Origin of the sequence: Microvirga massiliensis, from assembly GCF_001006805.1 — a bacterium.
Classification (GTDB): Bacteria; Pseudomonadota; Alphaproteobacteria; order Rhizobiales; family Beijerinckiaceae; genus Microvirga; species Microvirga massiliensis.
In genome coordinates this window covers 736652-755933 of record NZ_LN811350.1, presented here as the reverse complement: position 1 = coordinate 755933, position 19282 = coordinate 736652, and the positions used below count along the sequence as shown (strand labels likewise).

At 63.6% G+C, this 19282-nt stretch carries 21 protein-coding genes; 16 read left to right on the top strand and 5 right to left on the bottom strand.

Going from position 1 to position 19282, the window contains the following annotated elements; all coding sequences use genetic code 11:
• Nucleotides 1-334 precede the first annotated feature (334 nt).
• Nucleotides 335-1534 carry an amidohydrolase family protein gene (locus BN1233_RS03475; protein ID WP_046862014.1) on the bottom strand — a complete coding sequence of 400 codons (1200 nt, stop codon included), beginning with the start codon at nucleotides 1532-1534 and terminating at the stop codon, nucleotides 335-337.
• Nucleotides 1535-1749: 215 nt separating this feature from the next.
• On the opposite strand from BN1233_RS03475, the gene BN1233_RS03470 reads away from it, so the two are divergent.
• From BN1233_RS03470 to BN1233_RS03430, 9 genes are all read left to right on the top strand, one after another.
• Nucleotides 1750-2523, top strand: coding sequence for a ferredoxin--NADP reductase (locus tag BN1233_RS03470; RefSeq protein WP_046862013.1), 774 nt, complete (start codon nucleotides 1750-1752; stop codon nucleotides 2521-2523).
• Between the two features lie 190 nt (nucleotides 2524-2713).
• On the top strand, nucleotides 2714-3700 hold the full coding sequence (locus tag BN1233_RS03465; protein WP_046862012.1) for a Bug family tripartite tricarboxylate transporter substrate binding protein: 987 nt from the start codon (nucleotides 2714-2716) through the stop codon (nucleotides 3698-3700).
• A gap of 46 nt (nucleotides 3701-3746) precedes the next feature.
• The gene (locus BN1233_RS03460) at nucleotides 3747-4175 is read left to right on the top strand and encodes a tripartite tricarboxylate transporter TctB family protein (protein WP_046862011.1); all 429 of its coding nucleotides are present in this window, start codon (nucleotides 3747-3749) and stop codon (nucleotides 4173-4175) included.
• Entirely contained in the window at nucleotides 4176-5708 is a 1533-nt protein-coding gene (locus BN1233_RS03455; protein WP_046862010.1) for a tripartite tricarboxylate transporter permease, read from the top strand.
• A gap of 33 nt (nucleotides 5709-5741) precedes the next feature.
• Nucleotides 5742-6653: a methylisocitrate lyase gene (gene prpB / locus BN1233_RS03450; RefSeq protein WP_046862009.1), complete on the top strand. Its 912-nt coding sequence runs from the start codon at nucleotides 5742-5744 to the stop codon at nucleotides 6651-6653.
• A gap of 97 nt (nucleotides 6654-6750) precedes the next feature.
• A complete protein-coding gene (locus BN1233_RS03445) occupies nucleotides 6751-7566 on the top strand; it encodes a cyclase family protein (protein ID WP_046862008.1) in 816 nt (271 codons plus the stop codon).
• Nucleotides 7567-7633: 67 nt separating this feature from the next.
• Entirely contained in the window at nucleotides 7634-8038 is a 405-nt protein-coding gene (locus tag BN1233_RS03440) for a carboxymuconolactone decarboxylase family protein (protein WP_046862449.1), read from the top strand.
• A 92-nt stretch (nucleotides 8039-8130) separates the two neighbouring features.
• On the top strand, nucleotides 8131-8568 hold the full coding sequence (parS, locus tag BN1233_RS03435) for a type II RES/Xre toxin-antitoxin system antitoxin (RefSeq protein WP_046862448.1): 438 nt from the start codon (nucleotides 8131-8133) through the stop codon (nucleotides 8566-8568).
• The gene (locus BN1233_RS03430) at nucleotides 8568-9029 is read left to right on the top strand and encodes an RES family NAD+ phosphorylase (protein WP_046862447.1); all 462 of its coding nucleotides are present in this window, start codon (nucleotides 8568-8570) and stop codon (nucleotides 9027-9029) included. The genes parS and BN1233_RS03430 overlap by 1 nt, the downstream gene beginning before the upstream one ends.
• Nucleotides 9030-9167: 138 nt before the next feature.
• Here BN1233_RS03430 and BN1233_RS50465 read toward each other — a convergent pair whose 3' ends face one another.
• From BN1233_RS50465 to pcaD, 3 genes are all read right to left on the bottom strand, one after another.
• Nucleotides 9168-9290 (bottom strand): hypothetical protein, encoded by a 123-nt coding sequence (locus BN1233_RS50465; RefSeq protein ID WP_280139425.1) that lies wholly within the window; start codon nucleotides 9288-9290, stop codon nucleotides 9168-9170.
• Nucleotides 9291-9379: 89 nt separating this feature from the next.
• Nucleotides 9380-10603 (bottom strand): Zn-dependent hydrolase, encoded by a 1224-nt coding sequence (locus tag BN1233_RS03425; RefSeq protein ID WP_244470836.1) that lies wholly within the window; start codon nucleotides 10601-10603, stop codon nucleotides 9380-9382.
• A 315-nt stretch (nucleotides 10604-10918) separates the two neighbouring features.
• Nucleotides 10919-11695, bottom strand: a complete 777-nt coding sequence (gene pcaD / locus BN1233_RS03420; protein ID WP_046862006.1) for a 3-oxoadipate enol-lactonase — start codon at nucleotides 11693-11695, stop codon at nucleotides 10919-10921.
• 352 nt (nucleotides 11696-12047) lie between these two features.
• Here pcaD and BN1233_RS03415 point away from each other — a divergent pair, with 352 nt between their 5' ends.
• From BN1233_RS03415 to BN1233_RS03390, 6 genes are all read left to right on the top strand, one after another.
• Nucleotides 12048-13286 carry a metal-dependent hydrolase family protein gene (locus BN1233_RS03415; RefSeq protein ID WP_046862005.1) on the top strand — a complete coding sequence of 413 codons (1239 nt, stop codon included), beginning with the start codon at nucleotides 12048-12050 and terminating at the stop codon, nucleotides 13284-13286.
• A 21-nt stretch (nucleotides 13287-13307) separates the two neighbouring features.
• Entirely contained in the window at nucleotides 13308-14528 is a 1221-nt protein-coding gene (locus BN1233_RS03410) for an ABC transporter substrate-binding protein (RefSeq protein ID WP_046862004.1), read from the top strand.
• 102 nt (nucleotides 14529-14630) lie between these two features.
• Nucleotides 14631-15494: a branched-chain amino acid ABC transporter permease gene (locus tag BN1233_RS03405; protein ID WP_046862003.1), complete on the top strand. Its 864-nt coding sequence runs from the start codon at nucleotides 14631-14633 to the stop codon at nucleotides 15492-15494.
• Nucleotides 15494-16378, top strand: coding sequence for a branched-chain amino acid ABC transporter permease (locus tag BN1233_RS03400; RefSeq protein WP_046862002.1), 885 nt, complete (start codon nucleotides 15494-15496; stop codon nucleotides 16376-16378). The genes BN1233_RS03405 and BN1233_RS03400 overlap by 1 nt, the downstream gene beginning before the upstream one ends.
• Nucleotides 16375-17133 carry an ABC transporter ATP-binding protein gene (locus BN1233_RS03395; protein ID WP_046862001.1) on the top strand — a complete coding sequence of 253 codons (759 nt, stop codon included), beginning with the start codon at nucleotides 16375-16377 and terminating at the stop codon, nucleotides 17131-17133. The genes BN1233_RS03400 and BN1233_RS03395 overlap by 4 nt, the downstream gene beginning before the upstream one ends.
• Nucleotides 17130-17864, top strand: coding sequence for an ABC transporter ATP-binding protein (locus tag BN1233_RS03390; protein ID WP_046862000.1), 735 nt, complete (start codon nucleotides 17130-17132; stop codon nucleotides 17862-17864). Before BN1233_RS03395 ends, BN1233_RS03390 begins: the two co-directional genes overlap by 4 nt.
• A 272-nt stretch (nucleotides 17865-18136) precedes the next feature.
• Here BN1233_RS03390 and BN1233_RS03385 read toward each other — a convergent pair whose 3' ends face one another.
• Nucleotides 18137-18970, bottom strand: a complete 834-nt coding sequence (locus BN1233_RS03385; protein ID WP_082145166.1) for an aldo/keto reductase — start codon at nucleotides 18968-18970, stop codon at nucleotides 18137-18139.
• A 127-nt stretch (nucleotides 18971-19097) separates the two neighbouring features.
• On the opposite strand from BN1233_RS03385, the gene BN1233_RS46605 reads away from it, so the two are divergent.
• Nucleotides 19098-19247 (top strand): hypothetical protein, encoded by a 150-nt coding sequence (locus tag BN1233_RS46605; protein ID WP_154678248.1) that lies wholly within the window; start codon nucleotides 19098-19100, stop codon nucleotides 19245-19247.
• The last annotated feature ends 35 nt before the right edge of the window (nucleotides 19248-19282 follow it).

Here is a 19282-nt window from a genome sequence, read left to right as displayed (position 1 = left end):
CGTGCACGATTTGAACCTGTCCGTTCTCGGAAGTCAACCTGCGCCTCGCGTCCCTCCCGTCGTCTTTGCGAGCGGAGCAAAGCAATACAGGAGCGTATCCTCGACGGGTAGATTGCTTCGCCTCCAGCTCGCAAGGACGAAGTGCGGTGGGATGGGTTGTCCGCACGGCCTGCGGCTAAGAAAGCCGGGTCGAGTCGCAGGACGTCATGGCTCCTTGCGCCCAAGCTTTCATCCCAGGCGGATCGACCACAGGTCGGTGCCCAACTCGCAAGGACGAGGCGGATCCGTCGCAGGCTGGATGCCTGCGACCCACAAGGACAGAATGGATCCAGCCTCAATGTGCGACGATCTCGGGCACCGTCGTGGCCGGTGGCGTATTGCGGCTGCGCTGGATGCGCACCAGCCCGTCGATGATCACCATGCCGATGCCGGGCAGGTCACCGAGCTGGATGCTGTCGAGCAGATTGCGCCCGGCGGAATGCTGCGCCTTGTCCATCAGGACGAAATCGGCCGAGCGGCCCACCTCGATGAGCCCGCAATCGAGCGAACGCATCCGGGCCGTGTTGCCGGTCGCGAGGCAGATCGCGATCTCCGCCGGAAGATCGCCCAGCGAGGACAGGAGCGACACCATGCGCATGATCCCGAGCGGCTGCACGCCGGAGCCGGCCGGAGCATCGGTTCCGAGCATGACGCGTTCGAGCTGGTTCATCTCGCGCGCGGTCCGCAAGGTGTAGAGCGCCGCGCGCTCGTTCCCGTTGTGCACGAGTTCGAGACCGCGCCGGCAGCCCTCGCAGATGCAGCGAATCTGGCTGTCCGGCAGGGCCGTGTGGCCGCCGTTGATATGCCCGACCACGTCGGTGTCGGCCTCGAGCACCACGTCCTTGTCGATCAGGCCCGAGCCGGGGATCGAAGGGCCGCCCGTATGAATCGTGCTCTGGATGCCGTATTTGCGGGCCCAGCCGACCATGCGGCGCGCCGTAGGACCGTCCTTGACGCCGCCGAGGCCGACCTCGCCGAGAAGCTTCACGCCAGCGGCGGCCAGCTCCTTGAAATCCTCCTCGACCATGTCGGGCTCGATCACCGGCGCTCCGGCATGGATCTTCACGCCGCCCGGCCGAAAGGCCGAGAACATGCGCTGGGCCGTGATCGCCATCGCCTTGAGGCCGACCACGTCCCGGGGGCGGCCCGGCGTGTGCACCTCGCCCGCCGAGATCATCGTCGTAACGCCGCCATGGAGGAAGCTGTCGATCCAGCCGAGCTGGTTCTGGCGGGGCGTCCAGTCGCCGGCGACCGGGTGAACGTGGCTGTCGATCAGGCCGGGCGCCAGCGCCGTTCCGCGGGCATCGACGACGGTCGTGGCGCCCTCGGTATCGACGTCCTTGGCGCGGCCGATGGCGGCGATCTTCCCGTCAATGGCGACCACCGTATCGGCGTCGAGGATCGGCTTTTCGAGGTCACCGCTGAGGAGCAACCCGATATTGCGGATCACGAGCTTCGTGGGTCCGCTCGGCTTCTGGGACTCGTCGTGGGCCATCGGGCTTCCTTCGATCGTTAGGACTGGAGGGAAAGGGTAGGTTGCCAATTCAGCATGAGGCGACCCGTTGACAAAGAGCCTAGGGCACCCCATATTCATTTGTATGCGAATGAATTGGCGTCCGGCAAGTCAGTTCGTTCCGACTGGCCTCAGCCAGTTCTCCCTGTCGGTGCCGGCCAAGTTCCTCGGCGCAGGTTGATAGCGGATCGCCCTCGATGAGCAATCTGAACGAAGAGCGCGTTCTGAGCGTGCGGCACTGGACCGACACGCTCTTCAGCTTCACGACGACGCGCAATCCGACTTTCCGGTTCAAGAACGGCCAGTTCACGATGATCGGCATACCGATCGAGGGACGGCCCTTGCTCCGTGCGTACAGCCTCGTGAGCCCCAATTACGAGGATACCCTCGAGTTCCTGAGCATCAAGGTTCCCGACGGTCCGCTCACCTCCCGGCTTCAGCACCTCAGGGAGGGCGATCCCATCATGGTCAGCCGCAAGGCGACCGGGACTCTCGTGCTCGACAACCTGATGCCCGGAAAGCGGCTCTACCTGTTCGGCACGGGTACCGGCCTCGCACCGTTCATGAGCATCATCCGCGATCCGGAAACCTACGAGCGCTTCGAGCGGATCGTTCTCGTCCACGGTTGCCGCCAGGTCGCCGAGCTCGCCTATGGCGAGACGATCACCGAGGTCCTGCCCGATGACGAGTTCCTCGGCGACGAGATCCGCGAGAAGCTGATCTACTATCCCACTGTCACGCGCGAACCCTTCCAGAATCGTGGACGCGTCACCGATCTCATCACGAGCGGCAAGCTGTTCCAGGATATCGGGCTTCCACCGCTCGATGTCGCCGAGGATCGCGTCATGCTCTGCGGCAGCCCCCAGATGATCGGCGACCTGCGGATCATTCTGGAGGAGAGAGACTTCGTCGAGGGCAATCACGGTGAGCCCGGTCACTTCGTGATCGAGAAAGCCTTCGTCGAGAAGTAGAAGCCGCTGCGCCGCCGCTCACGCGGCGACATGCACCTTGCACGACAAGAACGATCTCGAACGCCGTGCCGTTGGCACGGCGTTTTGTTTTGTGCGGACGAACGAGTTTTGACAGAGCGGCGACATTGGCGAATGGCGGGGTGTCACTTACTGTGTCGGCGCTCCTGCAACCAGTCGCATAGGAAACGCCATGAGGATCGGAACGAAGTTCGCTGGGCTCGCCCTTAGCCTTGTCCTGTTCAGCCCCGGGATCGGGTGGGCCCAGAGCTTCCAGCCGCAGAATCCGGAATGCATCGCTCCGGCGGCACCCGGCGGCGGATTCGATCTGACCTGCAGGCTAACGAGCAGGATGCTGAACGAGCTCGGCATCGTCGATGCCCAGATCCGCACCGTCAACATGCCCGGCGGCATCGGCGCGGTGGCCTACAACAACATTCAGGCGCAGCGGGCCTCCGATCCGAATGTGATCATCGCCGTATCGACAGGGTCCTGGGTCAATCTCGCCCAGGGCAAATTTGGGCGTTTCAAGGAGAACGACGTTCGCTGGCTCGGGGCGATCGGCGCCGATTACGGCGTCCTCGCCGTGCGCAAGGACAGCCGCTTCCAGACCTTGAAGGATCTGGTGGAAGCCTTGAAGAAGGATCCTGCCTCAGTGCCGGTGGGCGCCGGCGGAACCGTCGGAAGCCAGGACTGGATGAAGGCCGCCCTCGTCCAGCGGGCCGCAGGCGTCGATCCGCGCAAGATGCGCTATCTGTCGTTCGAAGGCGGCGGTGAGGCCATGGGGGCTCTCCTCGGCGGCCATATCGAAGCTTTCCCAGGCGATGCGTCGGAGGTGCGCGGCCAGCTCGAAGCGGGCGAGATCCGGCTTCTGGCAACCTTCTCGGAGCAGCGGTTGCCGGGCGCCTTCGCCAATGTCCCGACCGCGAAGGAACAGGGCTACGACGTCCAATGGCCGATCGTGCGCGGCTTCTATGCTCCGCCGAAGGCGTCCGAGGACTCGTATCAATTCTGGACCGACGCGCTCAAGAAGCTCAACTCCGATCCGCGTTGGCAGAAGGCGCGCGCCGAGCAGGGATTGTTCGAGTTCAATCTCGTCGGTCCCGAATTCGACGCCTTCGCAAAGAAGCGCACGGCCGATTTCCGCGACCTGGCGCGCGAAGTGGGCCTGATCCAGTAGAGCGGATCCCGACGCCTTTTTTCGATCATCCTGAACGGGATACGCCGTGACGATCGACCGTGTGTTGGGTGGTCTGCTGATCTTGCTCGCCGTTGGTGCGGCTTGGCATGCGCAGACCCTCGTCGTTCCCTTCGCAGCCGATCCTGTCGGCCCGCGAGCATTTCCAACGATCGTTGCGGCGGTCCTTGGCCTGAGTGGCCTGGCCTTGATGATAAGGCCGGGCCTTGTCGCGACGGAGTTCGGTGCCTGGCCTCGCGCGGTGGCCATCGCGCTGGCCTCGCTCGTTTATCCGCTGCTGCTGCAACCTCTCGGGTTCGTGCCTGCGACGGCTCTCCTCTGCTTCGTCTGCGCGCTGGCATTCCGCGCGACTCTGGTCGGCGCCGCCGTGTCGGCCGTCATCACGGCGGTCGCGTTCTTCGTTCTGCTCGATCGGCTTCTCGATCTTCCGCTGCCGCGCGGACCGCTGGGGATGTAGATGGAAGCCTTTTCTTCCCTGCTGGCCGGCTTTCAGGTCGCGCTGACGCCGCTCAATCTCGCGATGGCCTTCATCGGTGTCGCGCTCGGCACGGCGATCGGCGCCCTTCCAGGGATCGGGCCCATCAATGCGGTCGCGCTCCTTCTGCCTTTGTGCTTCGCCCTGAAGCTGCCGCCCGAAACCGCGCTCATTCTGCTTGCGGGTCTCTACTATGGCAGCGGCTATGGCGGCCGCATCTCGTCGATCCTGTTGAACATCCCGGGCGATCCCGGCCTCGTGATGACGACGCTCGACGGCTATCCGCTGGCCAAAGCCGGACGCGGCGCGGCTGCCCTCGCGATCAGCGGCATCGGCAGCTTCGTCGGCGGTACCGCAGCCGTCGTTCTGATGACCTTCCTGGCCGTTCCGCTAGCACGGCTGGCGCTGTCCTTCGGACCTGCCGATTACGTGGCGCTCATGGTTCTGTCCTTTGCGCTGCTCGGCACGATGGGCGAAGGCAATGCCGCCAAGACCTGGGCGGCCGTTTCACTCGGGCTTCTCTTCGCCATGGTCGGCGTCGATGGCGGCACCGGGGTCGAACGCTTCACGTTCGGATCGATCGAGCTCGTCGGAGGGATCGACTTCACGAGCCTGACCATCGGGCTGTTTGCGGTCAGCGAGGTCCTCATCCTCGTCGAAGGCCTGATTGGCGGGACGGTGTCGCATCTCGGCAAGGGTGCGCGCCTCAAGCTGACGGAAATCCTCTTCTGCCTGCCGGCCATGGTCCGCGCGACCGGCATCGGTTTCTTCATCGGCGTGCTTCCAGGCGCGGGAGCATCCCTGGCCTCCGCCGTATCCTACACGGCCGAGAAACGACTGTCGGACAGAGGAACCTTCGGCAAAGGCGACATGCGAGGCCTCGCGGCGCCGGAAACAGCCGACAACGCGGCCCAGACCGGGTCCATGGTGCCCATGCTGGCCTTGGGGATTCCCGGCTCCGGAACGACGGCCGTGATGCTCGGCGCCTTTCTCATGTACTCGATCACGCCCGGGCCGCTCCTGTTCACGCAGCGCCCCGAAATCGCCTGGGGCCTGATCGCATCGATGTATGTCGGCAACCTGATGCTGCTCGTGCTCAATCTTCCGCTCGTCGGTGTGTTTGCGCGTCTGCTGCTGGTTCCGTCCTGGATCCTGTATCCCGGCGTCCTGGCTCTGTCCTATGCGGGAGTCTACGCGGTATCGAACTCGCCGGTGGAGCTTCTGATCACGACGGGTTTCGGCATCGTTGCCTATGCTCTGAGAAAAGTCGGCATTCCCTTGATTCCGGTCATGCTGGCCTTCGTGCTCGCGCGACTCCTCGAGGATAATTTCCGCCGCGCACTCTCTCTGTCGGGTGGCGATTTCGCCATCCTGTGGTCGACGCCGACCAGCATCGTTCTCTGGGTACTGGCCGCCTTGGCGATCATCGTACCCTTGGTAGCGGGAAAGCTGCGGCCGGGAATGCCGGGCGCGCCGGAGCAATCGGCTGCGAGCGGCTCGGAGAGCCGCCATTAGCGATCGGGTTGCGAGTTCACGAAAGACGCGAATATGCCATACCTCGTTTCCGACGATTTGCCCGCCGTTTCAGCCGGACGGCGTTTCCGCTCTCTCATGGAGCGCAAGGGCATCCTCGGGATTCCGGGCGCCCATAACGGCATGGCGTCCCTCCAGGCCAAGGCTGCCGGTTTTGAGGCCGTCTACCTGTCGGGCGCTGCCATGACCGCCTCGATGGGCCTGCCGGACCTCGGCATCATCACCGTGGACGAGGTGGCGTTCTTCATCCGCCAGGTGGCGCGCAGCAGCGGCCTCCCCGTGCTCGTCGACGGCGACACGGGTTATGGCGAGGCGCTCAACGTCATGCACATGGTGCGCGTGTTTGAGGAGGCCGGCGCCGGCGCGGTGCACATCGAGGATCAGCTCCTGCCGAAGAAATGCGGCCATCTGAACGACAAGAAGCTTGCCGATGCCTACGACATGGCGGCCAAAGTAGCCGCGGCCGCCAGGGCGCGGCGGGATCTGGTCATCGTCGCGCGCACTGATGCAGCCGCGAGCGAAGGAATCGACGGCGCCGTGGCCCGTGCGAAGCTCTATCTCGAGGCCGGTGCCGACGCGATCTTTCCCGAAGCCCTGACGAGCGCAGAGATGTTTCGGGCCTTTGCGGAACGCATGCCCGGCGTTCCGCTCCTCGCCAACATGACCGAGTTCGGGAGAACGCCGTTCTTCGCGGCGAGCGAGTTCGAGGCCATGGGCTATCGGATGGTCATCTGGCCCGTCAGCTCTCTGCGGGTCGCCAACAAGGCCCAGGAGATTCTCTACGAAACCCTTGTGCGCGAGGGCGGCACGCAGTCGATGGTGCCCCGGATGCAAACCCGTGCCGAACTCTATGAGCTCATCGGCCTGCACGATTACGAGACGCTCGACAGATCGATTGTCGCGACGGTCCTGCCGCATCTCCCGTAATTCGTGAGCACGGTTCGGTTCGCCCCGTGCTCACGATGCTGGCGGCCGCATTCGAGTTGTTGTTATCCTGATCCTCCAACACCAGGAGGACTCTGCGATGTGTGTTCCAGGATGTCAGGAGATCGTGGCGCGAAGCCTGTCCCGGCGAGCGTTCTTTCGAGGCGCCGGTGCCGTCGGCGCAGCTTTCGCGGCCACACAGGTCTCGCCTGCAGCGGCCGCGGCCCCGATGCGGTTCGAGCGGGTCATCGATCTCACCCATACGCTCTCGCCGGACTTTCCGACCTTCGGCGGCACGCCCGGCATCGCGCTCAACAAGAAGTTCGACCTCGCCGAGGACGGCTACAATTTCTACGAGTGGGTGATTCAGGAACACTCGGGAACGCATATGGACGCGCCCCTTCACTTCACGAAGGATGGCCTTTCTGCGGATGCGCTCCCCGTCGAAAAGCTGGTCGTTCCTCTCGTGGTGATCGACGTGACCGCGAAGGCTGAATCGAATCCCGATTACCAACTCACCATGGACGACATCGCGGCTCACGAGCGTCAGCACGGTCCCCTGCCGGCCGGTGCCTGTGTGGCCCTGCGCTCCGGCTGGGACAAGCATGTCTCCGGCCCCAAATTCCGCAATGCCGATGCTTCCGGCGTCATGCACTTCCCCGGTTTCCACCCGGATGTCGCCAAGGCTCTGCTCACACGGGACGTTTCGGGCGTCGCGGTCGATACGATGTCGCTCGATCACGGCGCCTCGAAGGACTTCGCCTTTCACATCACCTTGCTCGGTGGCGGACGCTGGGGCCTCGAAGGGGTTGCCAATCTCGGCGAGGTGCCTGCGACCGGCGCGACGCTGATCGTGGGCGGACCGAAGATCAAGGGAGCCACCGGAGGGCCGAGCCGGCTCCTGGCGCTCGTCTGATGGCAAATGCATCGGGAGGGGCAGTCCCCTCCCGATGCACGGCGAAAGCAAACAGAGAAACTCAGCGATGCCTGACCTGGTGCAGTACGAGGACGCGTCCGCCGAAGTTCGCGCGGTCTATGACGATATCAAGCAGACTAGAGGCGTTCCCGACGTCAACAACTTCTGGAAGGCTCTGGCCACGCATCCGCCGACCCTGAAGCGAACCTGGGAGAGCCTCAAGGATGTCATGGCGCCGGGCACCCTCGATCCCGTCACGAAGGAAATGCTCTATCTGGCAGTGAGCATCACGAATGGATGCGGCTACTGCATCGCGTCCCATGGCGCGGCGGCCCGGAAGGCCGGCATGACGGAGGAGATGTGGGGCGAGCTTTTGGCGGTCGTCGGCATGGCGAACGAGACCAACAAGCTGGCCTTTGCGCTCCAGGTACCGATCGATCCTCAGTTCCAGGGTAAGGGCTCGAAGGCGTAGGGGCAGCCGGGCTTGTGCCCGAGGAGCGCGCCCTTGCAGCCCGGCAATATGCCGCCTATCTTTGTGGCAAGTTGCCGGATCACGAGGTCCAGATGCCGATCGCGATCGTTGAGGAGGTTGCCCGCAAGCTCGGGGGACAGAGAGTCTTGGGGACCGTCGTACGGTCGCAGGCCGATCTTGCACGAGCGATCCGCAATCGCCTCCCTTTGACCGCGCTCAAGGGCCTGTCCCAGGCAGGACTGAGCGAGCAGGAAATCGAGAAGTTCGTCATTCCGCAGCGCACGCGACGCCACCGGGCCGATAAGAAGCAACCGCTCACCATTGATGAATCCGATCGTGCCGTCCGGCTCCTGCGCATTCAGACGCTCTCCGAAGAGACGTTCGGCGACAAGGACAAAGCCAATCGGTGGCTGCGCCGACCGCTGACCGAACTCCACGGCGAATCGCCCCTCGACATCGCACAGACCGAAGCAGGGGCTCGCGTCATCGAGACGATCCTCGGTAAGATCGCATGGGGTGCGGCCGCCTGATGCGGCTTTGGCGGCTGTCGGGCAAGCAACACGCGGACGCCTTCGACGGCGGTTACGGGCTGCTCTTCGATGGCCGATGGAACACCGTCGGTCACGCCGTTACATATTGCGCCACCTCCCCCTCTCTGTGCGTCTTGGAGAAACTCGTCCATATCGAGGACCTCGCCCTGCTGCCCGAGTTGATCATGGTGACCTATGACGTCCCTGACACGCTCGGGGTTGAAACGATCAGGCTTGAAGATCTGCCGAGTGACTGGCGCCACCGGGAAGCATGGACGCAGCAGAAGGGTGACCAATGGCACCGGCAGCGCGCCGCGCCGCTTCTTTGCGTACCCTCCGCAATCGTGCCGCTATCCGGCTCGCCAGACGTCAATGTCTTGATCAATCATGGTCATCCGGCATCGGCAGACATCAAGATTGCGACGCTCGAGCCGTTTCTCCTCGATTCGCGGCTGCTTTGAGTGTTGGTGTCGACCCCTGGAAGTTGGGATCACCAGCAACGCTCCCGCCGATGCGCTTGAGCGGCGACAGAAACCTATAGTGACGATCGGCGTGCCCGTGCTCCGTGCGATCGCTGGACCTATGTGTGCGGGCAAGTCTCAGTCGAATGACACATTATCGACACTTGGCATCGGTGGCTGCTCGGGCCGACCCTCTGGCAGGAAATCGGTGCCGCCGAGTAGCCGTTCGATCTCGGCAAAGACCGCTTTGATTTCGTTCATGCTCCGCTCCAAGGCTCCGACGGCACCGCACCCAAGGCGGCGCACGCGTACCCAAGTAAATACTTTCGATCAGGGCCTTCCGTGGCAGCTCAAGCTCGCAACACCCTCATGGCTGCATCCGCGAAAACCTGTGCGCCGAGCACGATGTCCTCGTCCGAGGTGTTCTCCGTCCAGTGATGGCTGATCCCGCCGATGCTCGGCACGAAGAGCATTCCCGTCGGCAGCTTCGGGGCAAGCCACTGGGCATCATGGCCGGCGCCGCTCGGCATCCGGACATGCTGGCCGGCGGCATACTGCTCCGCTGCACTCTCCAGGACGTCCTGCACGTTGGCGTCCATCGGCGCGGGGCGACTGGCGCTGATCCGTTCGAGGGTCACGGTGCAAGGCCCCGCACTGTTGGCCTCCCGGATGACGGTCGTGAGCTCATTTTCGAGACGCGTGAGAACGTCGGCATCGGCGTCACGAAACTGGAACAATGCTTCCGCCTGACCCGGGATGATGCTCTTGGCTCCGGGCGACAGAGCGATCTGCCCCGTGGTCCAGACCGAACGCGGGCCCGCCACCTCGGGGAATCGCCGGTCGATGGCCGCAAGCAGCCGTATCAGCGCCAGGCCGGCATCCCGTCGGCGCGCCATCGTCGTCGTGCCGGCGTGGTTCTGCTCTCCCGTCACCACAATCCTGTACTGCCAGATGGCGACGATCGCTGTCACGATGCCAATCTTCATGCCTGAGGATTCCAGAATGTCTCCCTGCTCGATATGCGCTTCCAGGAATGCCCGATAGCGAGACGCGTCGATCACGCGGCGGCTACGGCCGGCAAGCCCGGCTTCCGCAAGCGCTTGCCGCAGTGAGGTCCCGAACGAGTGATTGAAAGCAGAATCTATTTCGGCTTCCGTCAGATCGCCGATGAAGGAACGGCTTCCCAGAAAGCTGCCGAAGTGGCCTTCCTCATCCGCAAAGGCGATGACGTCCAAGCCGGCGTCTGCATTGCCGGGCGCCTCGGAAATCGCACGTGCCGCCTCGAGGGCGTAGACCACGCCGAGCGCTCCGTCGAGCCAGCCGGCATGATTCTGCGATTCGAGATGCGATCCGGCGAGGGCCAGTCGGCTTTTCGTCGGATTGAAACCGTAAACATTGCCGATCCCATCGATCTCCGCACGCAGTCCGGCCTCCTCGATCCGCTGGGCGAACCAGCGACGTGCGGACATATCGTCTGCCGAATAGGTCGGACGATGAACGCCGGTCTTGTACTTCCCGAAAGACGCGAGAGTACGAAGGTCCGACAGCAAGCGATCCGGATTGATTTTCACCATGCGTGAGTCCTCTGGCATTGATTGTCATTGCGAGCCGCGGGCGAGGCGAACCATCCGTCGACGGGTAGATTGCTTCACTGCGTTCGCAATGACGAAGAGGGGCTGAGGGCAGGCGGTGCAGAGCCGGAACCGGAGTAGCGCCGGACCCACTGCCGTCACTGCGAGCCGCAGTCATCCAGCCTAATGCGGACCCACTGTGTCATTGCGCGCCGCAGGCGCGATGCACCGTCCCATTGCACTTCCGTCATTGCGAGCCGGAGGCGAAGCAATCCAGGACTGCGCCTGCGGCTTGCAAGGGCGAAGCATTCGCCTCGTTCATCCCAGGAATTTCATGACCGCAGACGAGAATGCTTTCGGCCGTTCGACATTGGAAATGTGAGCGGCATCCAAAATGAAGGTCTCCGAATTCCTAATTGCACGGGCAATGAGCTCGCCATCCTCCGGCTTGGTCGCCGGATCGCGAGATCCGATAATGACGAGCACGGGATTGCCGATCGCCCGGATCGACTCGCGCTGATCCATATCGCGAATGGCTGCACAGGATCCGATATATCCCGCCACGGGCGTATGCAGGATCATGGCGCGCATGCGATCCATTGTATCCGGCGCGGACTTACGGAAATCCTCGGGGAACCAGCGTTCGATCGTGGGCTCGACCAGAGCCTCCATTCCTCCACGCTCGGCCGTCCTGATCCGCCCGTTCCAGAGCTCCGGTGGCCCCATATGGGCAGCGGTATTGGCGAGCACCGCCCTCCCGATGCGCTCAGGTGCATTCGTCAGGACCCACATCCCTACCATTCCGCCCATCGAGAGGCCGCACCAATGCGCCTTGTCGATGCCGAGCGCATCCATCACGCCGATGGCGTCGCGGCCGAGTTGCTCGATCGAATAAGGAGCGGGCGAGACCGCGCTTCTCCCATGGCCACGCTGATCGTAGCGGATGACCTGGAAGCGCTCCGACCATACGGGGATCTGGTCATCCCACATCGACATGTCGGAACTGAGCGAATTCGACAGCAGCAGCGCCGGGTAGCCTTTCGGCCCGTCCACCCGGACGTGAAAATTCTCGCCGTTGATGCGGATGGTCTGCATGGACGCCCTCCTCTGCCGTGCCGCAAGGACACATTCTGGACCATCTCCCGGCGGGCGCCAACGCCGCCGGAAGCTGCCAATTCGACCTTGCCGGTGCCTTCGCGCCGCGCTATCGCTCTCCCGATAGTGCTGTCGCGGGAGCGGCCCGGCCCACATGACACGGGCGAGATCTGTGGGTCTCCCACAGTGAGATGACCGGGTGGAGTTTGGCCAAATGCTCGCTGACGAAGCGCATCCGGCCCTCTCGCCCGAGGCTCTCCTCCGACCGTCACCTGGTGACAGCCGGCGATGCTCTCCCCCTGCGGCACGGAACGGGTGAGATCCCCGAACTACGACAGGAAAGGTATCCCAGGTGTCACAGGCTATCATTTTCCAGAACGCCCGTCTGCTCGATGGCCGAAGCCCTGAGGGCGAGCACGACCGTTTCGTCCGCGCCGAAGGCGGACTCATCAAGGAGATCTCCGACAAGCCGATTCAGGATTCCGGCGCCCGCATGATCGATCTGAGGGGCAGGACCCTGATGCCCGGCCTCATCGACTGCCATGTGCATGTCGTGGCCGGTCTGGTCAATCTCGGGCAGAATGCGCTTCTTCCGGATGCGCTGGTCGCATTTCATGCACAACGCATCATGGGAGAGATGCTGGCGCGAGGCTTTACCACCGTGCGCGACGTGGGCGGCGCGACCTATGCTCTCGTGGATGCCCTCGAGCAAGGCTTGACCGCCGGGCCGCGCCTCATCGTCTGCGGAAAAGCGCTATCCCAGACCGGCGGCCACGCGGATTTCCGCGGCCGGTACGACAATCGCGATGCCGATTACCAGACCCGGCGCCTCGGTGCGCTCGGGCGGATCTGCAACGGCGTCGATGCCTGCCGGGAGGCGGCACGCGACGAGATCCGCCAGGGCGCGCAGTTCATCAAGATCATGGCCAATGGCGGCGTCGCCTCCCCCACAGATCCGATCGCGTTTCTCGGCTATTCCAGTGACGAGATCCGCGCCATCGTCGAGGAGGCTCACAATGCGCAGACCTATGTGGCGGCGCATCTCTACACCGACGAGGCAATCGCACGGGCCGTCGAGCTGGGCGTGCGCTCGGTCGAGCATGCGAACCTGATCGAGACAAAAACTGCTTCCCTCATGAAGGAGCGCGGCGCCATCGCATGCCCGACCCTCGTGACCTACGAGGCGCTGAAGAATGAGGGCGAGTCGCTCGGTCTTCCGGCTGCCTCCGTGGCCAAGATCGACGATGTGCGCCTGCGCGGTCTCGAGTCCCTCGAGATCATGCACGACGCCGGCGTGATGATGGCCTATGGCTCCGATCTTCTTGGTCCAATGCACCGCCACCAGTCGGAGGAGTTCGTAATTCGCGGGCGCGTGCTGCCGGCCATCGAGGTGATCCGGTCGACGACCATTCATGCCGCCGAACTGATCGGCATGACCGGCAAGATCGGGGTGATCGCACCGGATGCCTATGCCGATTTCGTCGTCGTGGACGGTGACCCGCTCGCCGATCTGTCGCTTCTCACGGGCCAGGGACGTCACTTGCCGATCATCGTGAAAGGTGGCGAATTCATCAAGAACGAGCTGAATTAGAGAGCCAAAGGGGAATTCACGATGTTCACCACCCGCCGCCAATTCATGGGCACGCTTGGCGCCGCAACGGCGCTGATCGGGGCTCCCTCCATCCTTCGCGCGCAGGGACAGGAGACATTCCGCATCGGAGCGCTCTGTCCCGTCACCGGATCGGGAAGTCCATACGGCCCCGGCATGCAGAAGGCGATCATCGCCGCAGCCGAAGCCGTGAACGCGGCAGGCGGTGCCGCCGGGCGCAAGCTCGAGATCCTCGCCGAGGACTCGCAGACGAGCCCGCAGGCGGGCGTGCTCGCGGCGAAGAAGCTCATCGACGTCAACAAGGTCCGGGCGATCCTCGGCACCTGGTCCTCGGGCGTTTCGCTGGCAGTCATTCCGCTGACGAACGACGCCAACATCATTCTCATGAACACCTCCGGAGCACCGGCGCTCTCGGTGCCACCGGCCAATGCCAAAGGCTTGTCCTATCGGTTTCAGGCGACCAACGACCGCTTCGGGAAGGCCTTTGCGGAAATCTGCATCAAGGAAGGCTTCAAGCGTCCGGCCACCATGGCCTTCAACAATGCTTCCGGCATCGGCAACACCGAGGGCTTCCGCAAGGCCTGGGAAGCGAAGGGCAACAAGGTGGTGGCAAGCGTCGTCTACGAACCGAACCAGCCGTCCTATCGCTCCGAGCTCCAGAAGGTTTTGTCTGCGAATCCCGACGTGATCGTGACGGGATCCTATCTCGCCGACACCACTATCATCATGCGTGAATGGTACCAGACCGGACAGCCCGTGAAGTGGATCATTCCCGGTTGGGCTGCAAACCCCGATCTCGTGAAGGCCGTAGGCCCGGATGTCGTCGAGGGCGTGATCTCGGTCGATTCCGTCTCCAACGAGAACGCCCCTTCCTACAAGGTCTACGACGAGGCCTATCGGAAGGCGACCGGCCAGCCCGGACAATCGAATATCTTCGCTGCCATGACCTGGGACATGGTGAATTGCCTCGCGCTCGCCATCGAAGCCGCGAACTCGGGCGAGACGGCCGCCATCAATGCCAAGATCCGTGAGGTCTCGAACCCTGACGGCCAGCAGGTCTATACCTTCGCAGAGGGGAAGGAGGCGCTCAAGAAAGGGAAGATCAATTACGAGGGCGCATCTTCGGTCCTGGACTTCGACCAGTATGGAGACGTCACGCCGGATTTCGGTGTGTTCTTCATCGAGGGCGGGCAACTCAACCGCCGCTACGTCGTCAAGATCTAAGCGCGCTCACTCCTCGACGCGCCTGACCTGCATCCGGCCTGACACCAGGCCGGATGCAGCAAATCATCCTGTCCGCCCTGCGGCGGTGGTTGTCGGTTCACCATGTTTTACGCCCAACTCGTCGTCAACGGCATTGTCCAGGGACTGGTCATCGGCCTCGCGGCTCTCTCGATTACGCTCGTTTTCGGCATTGCCAGATTTCCCAACGCAGCAACCGGCGATGCGATGACATTCGGCGCCTATGCTGCGCTGGCGGCGCACAAGACGACCGGGTCGATCGTGCTCGGTGGAATGAGCGCCCTCTTCATGACGGGCTTGGCGATGCTCCTCGCCTATTGGGCCGTGTTCCGCCGGCTCGCCGATCGGTCCGTCGTGGCTTTGCTCGTCGCGTCGATCGGCGTCGCATTCTTCATCCGGGCCGTCCTCGGCGTCGCGTTCGGGCACAGCCAGCAGGTCTTTCAGGTGCCCCTGTCCCGTCCCTATGTGTTCGGCGGCCTTCGAGTCACCCCTCTCGATCTGCAACTCGCCCTGGTCGCCCTCGTGGCGCTCGCGGCCGTGTTCGCGCTGCTCTATCTCACCTCGATCGGCCGCCAGATGCGCGCGGTTGCCGATAATCGCGATCTCGCGCGCGTCTCCGGCATCCGGCCCAACCGGGTGATGGTGACGCTGTGGCTGCTCGCGGGAGGCATTGCGGGCATCGCGGGCATGATGCTCGGGATCAAGACGATCGTGACGCCCGAATTCGGCTGGGAGATGCTCCTTCCTGCGTTCACGGCGGCGATTCTCGGCGGCATCGGATCTCCGGTCGGGGCCGTCGTCGCTGGCCTCATCCTCGGCATTGCGCAGGAAGTCTCGACGCCCTTCGTCGGCTTCACCTACAAGATCGCCCTTGCCTTCGTGATCATGCTGGCCGTGCTTCTGATACGCCCGCGCGGGCTGTTCGGCCGTGTCGAGAGTGTACGCTGATGGAAGCCTATCTCGCCGCCATCGCCATCATTGCGCTCATCTACATCCTGCTGGCACTCGGGCTCACGCTCCAATACGGCCTGACGGGACTCATCAATTTTGGTCATGTGGGCTTCTTCGCCATCGGCGCCTATACGAGCGCGCTGCTGGCCCTGAACGGCGTGCCGCTCGTGGTCAGTTTTGCGGCCGCCGCGTTGCTGGCGGGGCTCGCGGCCTGGCCGATCGGGCTCGTCTCCCTTCGCCTGCGCGACGATTACTTTGCGATCGTCACGCTCGGGTTCTCGGAGGTCGTGCGGATCGTCATCACGAGTGAGCAGTGGCTCACGAACGGCGTCCAGGGAATCCCCGGAATTCCCCGCTTGTACGAGAGTCTCGGAGGCTTCAATGCGCAGGCAGCCGTGCTCGCCACGATCTTTGCGGTGACGCTCATAGGCGCATGGATGATCCGCCGGATCGCACGCTCTCCGTTCGGACGCCTGATCGAAGCCATTCGCGACAACGAGGAGGCCGTGCAGGCACTCGGCAAGGACCCGGCCGGTTTCAAGATCCAGGTTCTCGTCGTCGGCGCCGCGCTCGCCGGCATCGCCGGCGCCTTCTATGCCCACTACATCACCTATATCGTCCCCGATCAGTTTATTCCGCTCGTCACATTCTATGTCTGGATGGCGATCATCATGGGAGGCGTCGGCCGGGTGTCGGGCGCGGTCGTCGGCTCCGCGATCCTGATGCTCTTCCTCGAAGGATCACGTTTCCTGCGTGATCTCATTCCCGGCGTTTCCGAAGTCGAGATGGCTTCGGTGCGGATCGGCGTCGTCGGACTGCTCCTGATCCTCTTCATCATCTACCGCCCGCAGGGGCTCATGGGGGACTACACCAAGCGATGAGCCTCGAGGTTCGTGACGTCACCAAATCCTTTGGAGGATTCCGCGCCCTCGACAATGTTTGTCTGAAGGTCGAGACCGGTGCGTTGTTCGGGCTGATCGGCCCGAACGGCGCCGGCAAGTCGACTCTGTTCTCCGTGATCTCCGGCTTTCTGCCGGCCGATGCGGGACAGATCCTGATGGACGGGCAGCCCATCGATTCCCAGCCTCCGCCCGAACGGGCACGGGCGGGAATGGTGCGCACTTTCCAGGTGCCGCGGGAGTTCCGCCATCTCACCGTGCGCGAAAACCTGATGGCAGCCGCACCGGATCAGACGGGCGAGAGCCTCATCGGCCTGTTCTTTCGACCTGGTCAGGTGCGCCGTGAGGAGACAGCCATCGCGGAGCGCGTCGAAGGCACGATTCGCTTCCTCAAGCTGACGGCGGTCGCGAACGAGCCGTCCGGCAAGCTCTCGGGCGGGCAGAAGAAGCTGCTCGAACTCGGCCGTGCGCTCATGGTCGAGCCGCGCCTCATCCTGCTCGACGAACCCTTCGCGGGGGTCAATCCCGTTCTCATTGGCGAGATCATGGACCGGATCGCGGAGCTCAATTCCCGCGGCATCGGATTTTTGGTGATCGAGCATGACCTGGAGGCGCTCACCCGTCTCGTGCCCCGGCTCGCCGTGATGGACCGCGGCAAGGTCCTGGCCGAGGGCCCGCCGGATGCCGTCCTCGACAACCCTCTCGTGCGCGAAGCCTATCTGGGAGGGGTGTCATGACGCTGCTCGAGATCGACGACGTTCGTGGCGGCTATGGCGACGTCGACATCCTCAATGGCGTGTCGCTCTCGCTGCAGAAGGACGAGATCCTGACCGTTGCGGGGACGAACGGCGCCGGGAAATCAACGCTCGCGAAGGCCATCGTCGGACTTCTCCCGCGCGTCACCGGACGCATTCTGTTCGAAGGCGTGGACCTGTTGCCGCTCCCGACGGAAGAACGGGTCGCTCGCGGGATCGGCTACGTGCCGCAGGTCGCTAACGTTTTCGGATCGCTGAGCATCCTGGAGAACCTGCAAGTCGTCGTGGGCGTCAGGGATCAGGGCAAGCGGATCAAGGAGCTGTTCGAGGCCTTTCCCCTGCTGGGCGAGCGGAAGCGGGCGCGGGCCGGCAGTCTGTCCGGCGGCGAGCGCCAGCAGCTTGCTTTCGCACGCGCTCTGATGACTCGCCCGAGGCTCATGATCCTGGACGAGCCGACCGCCGCGCTCGCTCCCGCGAAAGTCGCGGAAGCCTTCCAGTTGATCACGCGCCTGCCGTCGCTCGGCGTCTCTGTCCTCGTCGTCGAGCAACGGGCCCGCCAATCGCTTGCGATCTCCAACCGAGGCTGCATTCTCGATGGTGGCCGTGTGGCACTTTCGGGAGACGCAGAGAGCCTGCTCGAAGACGAACGCGCAGCGGAACTTTATCTGGGGCGCTCCGCTCAGGCGCAATCACACGTTGAACAGAGACTGTAAGCTCGCTCTCAGCCCTCGGATCTCCGGCCACTCTCCGTCTTTGCGAGCCGTAGGCGAAGTGCTTCAGCCTGATGCGGTGGTCTGGATTGCTTCACTTCGTTCGCAATGACGAAGAGGGCGTGAGGACGCGCGGAGCACTGCCGGAAACGGAGTGACGCCGGACCCACTTCGTCCTTGCGAGCCGAAGGCGAAGCAATCTACGCGTCACCCGATGCGCTCCTGGACGCTTCGCTCCACCCACGATCACGGGAACCTCCGTTGCACTTCCGCGCTCAAATCATCTCGAGCCGAACCTTGCGACGCGGAGGCGGGAAGTCCTGGTCGATCAATGCCAAATCCTCATCTGTGAGCTGAAGATCGAGGGCCTGCCGATTCGCGGCCACATGCGCGAGGTCTGAAGCTTTCGGGATCGCGATCACGTCCGGGCGTCGCAGCGTGAAGGCGAGTGCCACTTGGAATGGGGTGACTGCGTGACGGCGCGCAATCTCCGTGAGCGCGCCGCGCCCCGGCAGTCGCCCTTGCTCGATTGGGCTATAGGCCATCAGCGGGATGCCCTGCGTCTTCATCCAGGGCAGCAGGTCGAATTCGGGGCCGCGCCGGCGCACATTGTAAAGGACCTGATTGATTGCACAGTTGCCTCCCGAATGGAGCGCAGCAAGTTCCTCCATGTCATCCGTGTCGAAATTGCTCACGCCCCAGTGCCGGATCTTTCCCACGCGTTTCAGATCCTCGAATCCCTCGATCGTTGCGGACAGCGGGATCGATCCGCGCCAGTGAAGAAGATAGAGATCGAGGTAGTCCGTGCCGAGCCGGCGCAGGGACCGTTCGCAGGCCTCGGCCACGCCCTTGCGCGAGGCGTTGTGCGGGTAGACCTTGCTGACGAGAAAAACGCCGTCGCGCCGTCCGCGAATCGCCTCGCCGACCAGTTCCTCCGCGCCGCCTTCGGCGTACATCTCGGCGGTGTCGATCAGCGTCAGGCCGAGATCGAGGCCCTGGCGGAGCGCCGCGACCTCCTGTGCACGCATCTGCGGCTGCTCACCCATGTACCACGTTCCCTGTCCGAGAGCCGGCACCTCGTCGCCCGAAGGCAATCTCACCGTTCGCATCGATTCGTCCTCCGGATGCATGAGAGCTATTCCGCATGCACCATAGCGCAACACTTCGGGAACCATCGGCTGACTACTGCGTTAGGGCCAAGCTTGTGGCGCGGCCCACCAACGAAAATGAGAAACGATGAAAACACACCAGACTCCCCCGAAAATCCAGCAAAAATCCCCGGCAGTACGAGAGCCGAAGAACGAGCGCCAGACGCCCGTTCAAATGACGGCATCCGGCCTCACGCGAGAGGAACTGCGCCGCATCGTGATCGGCATCATCGGATAGCAAGACCGACCGGCCAAATTCCGCAAGCCCTGGCC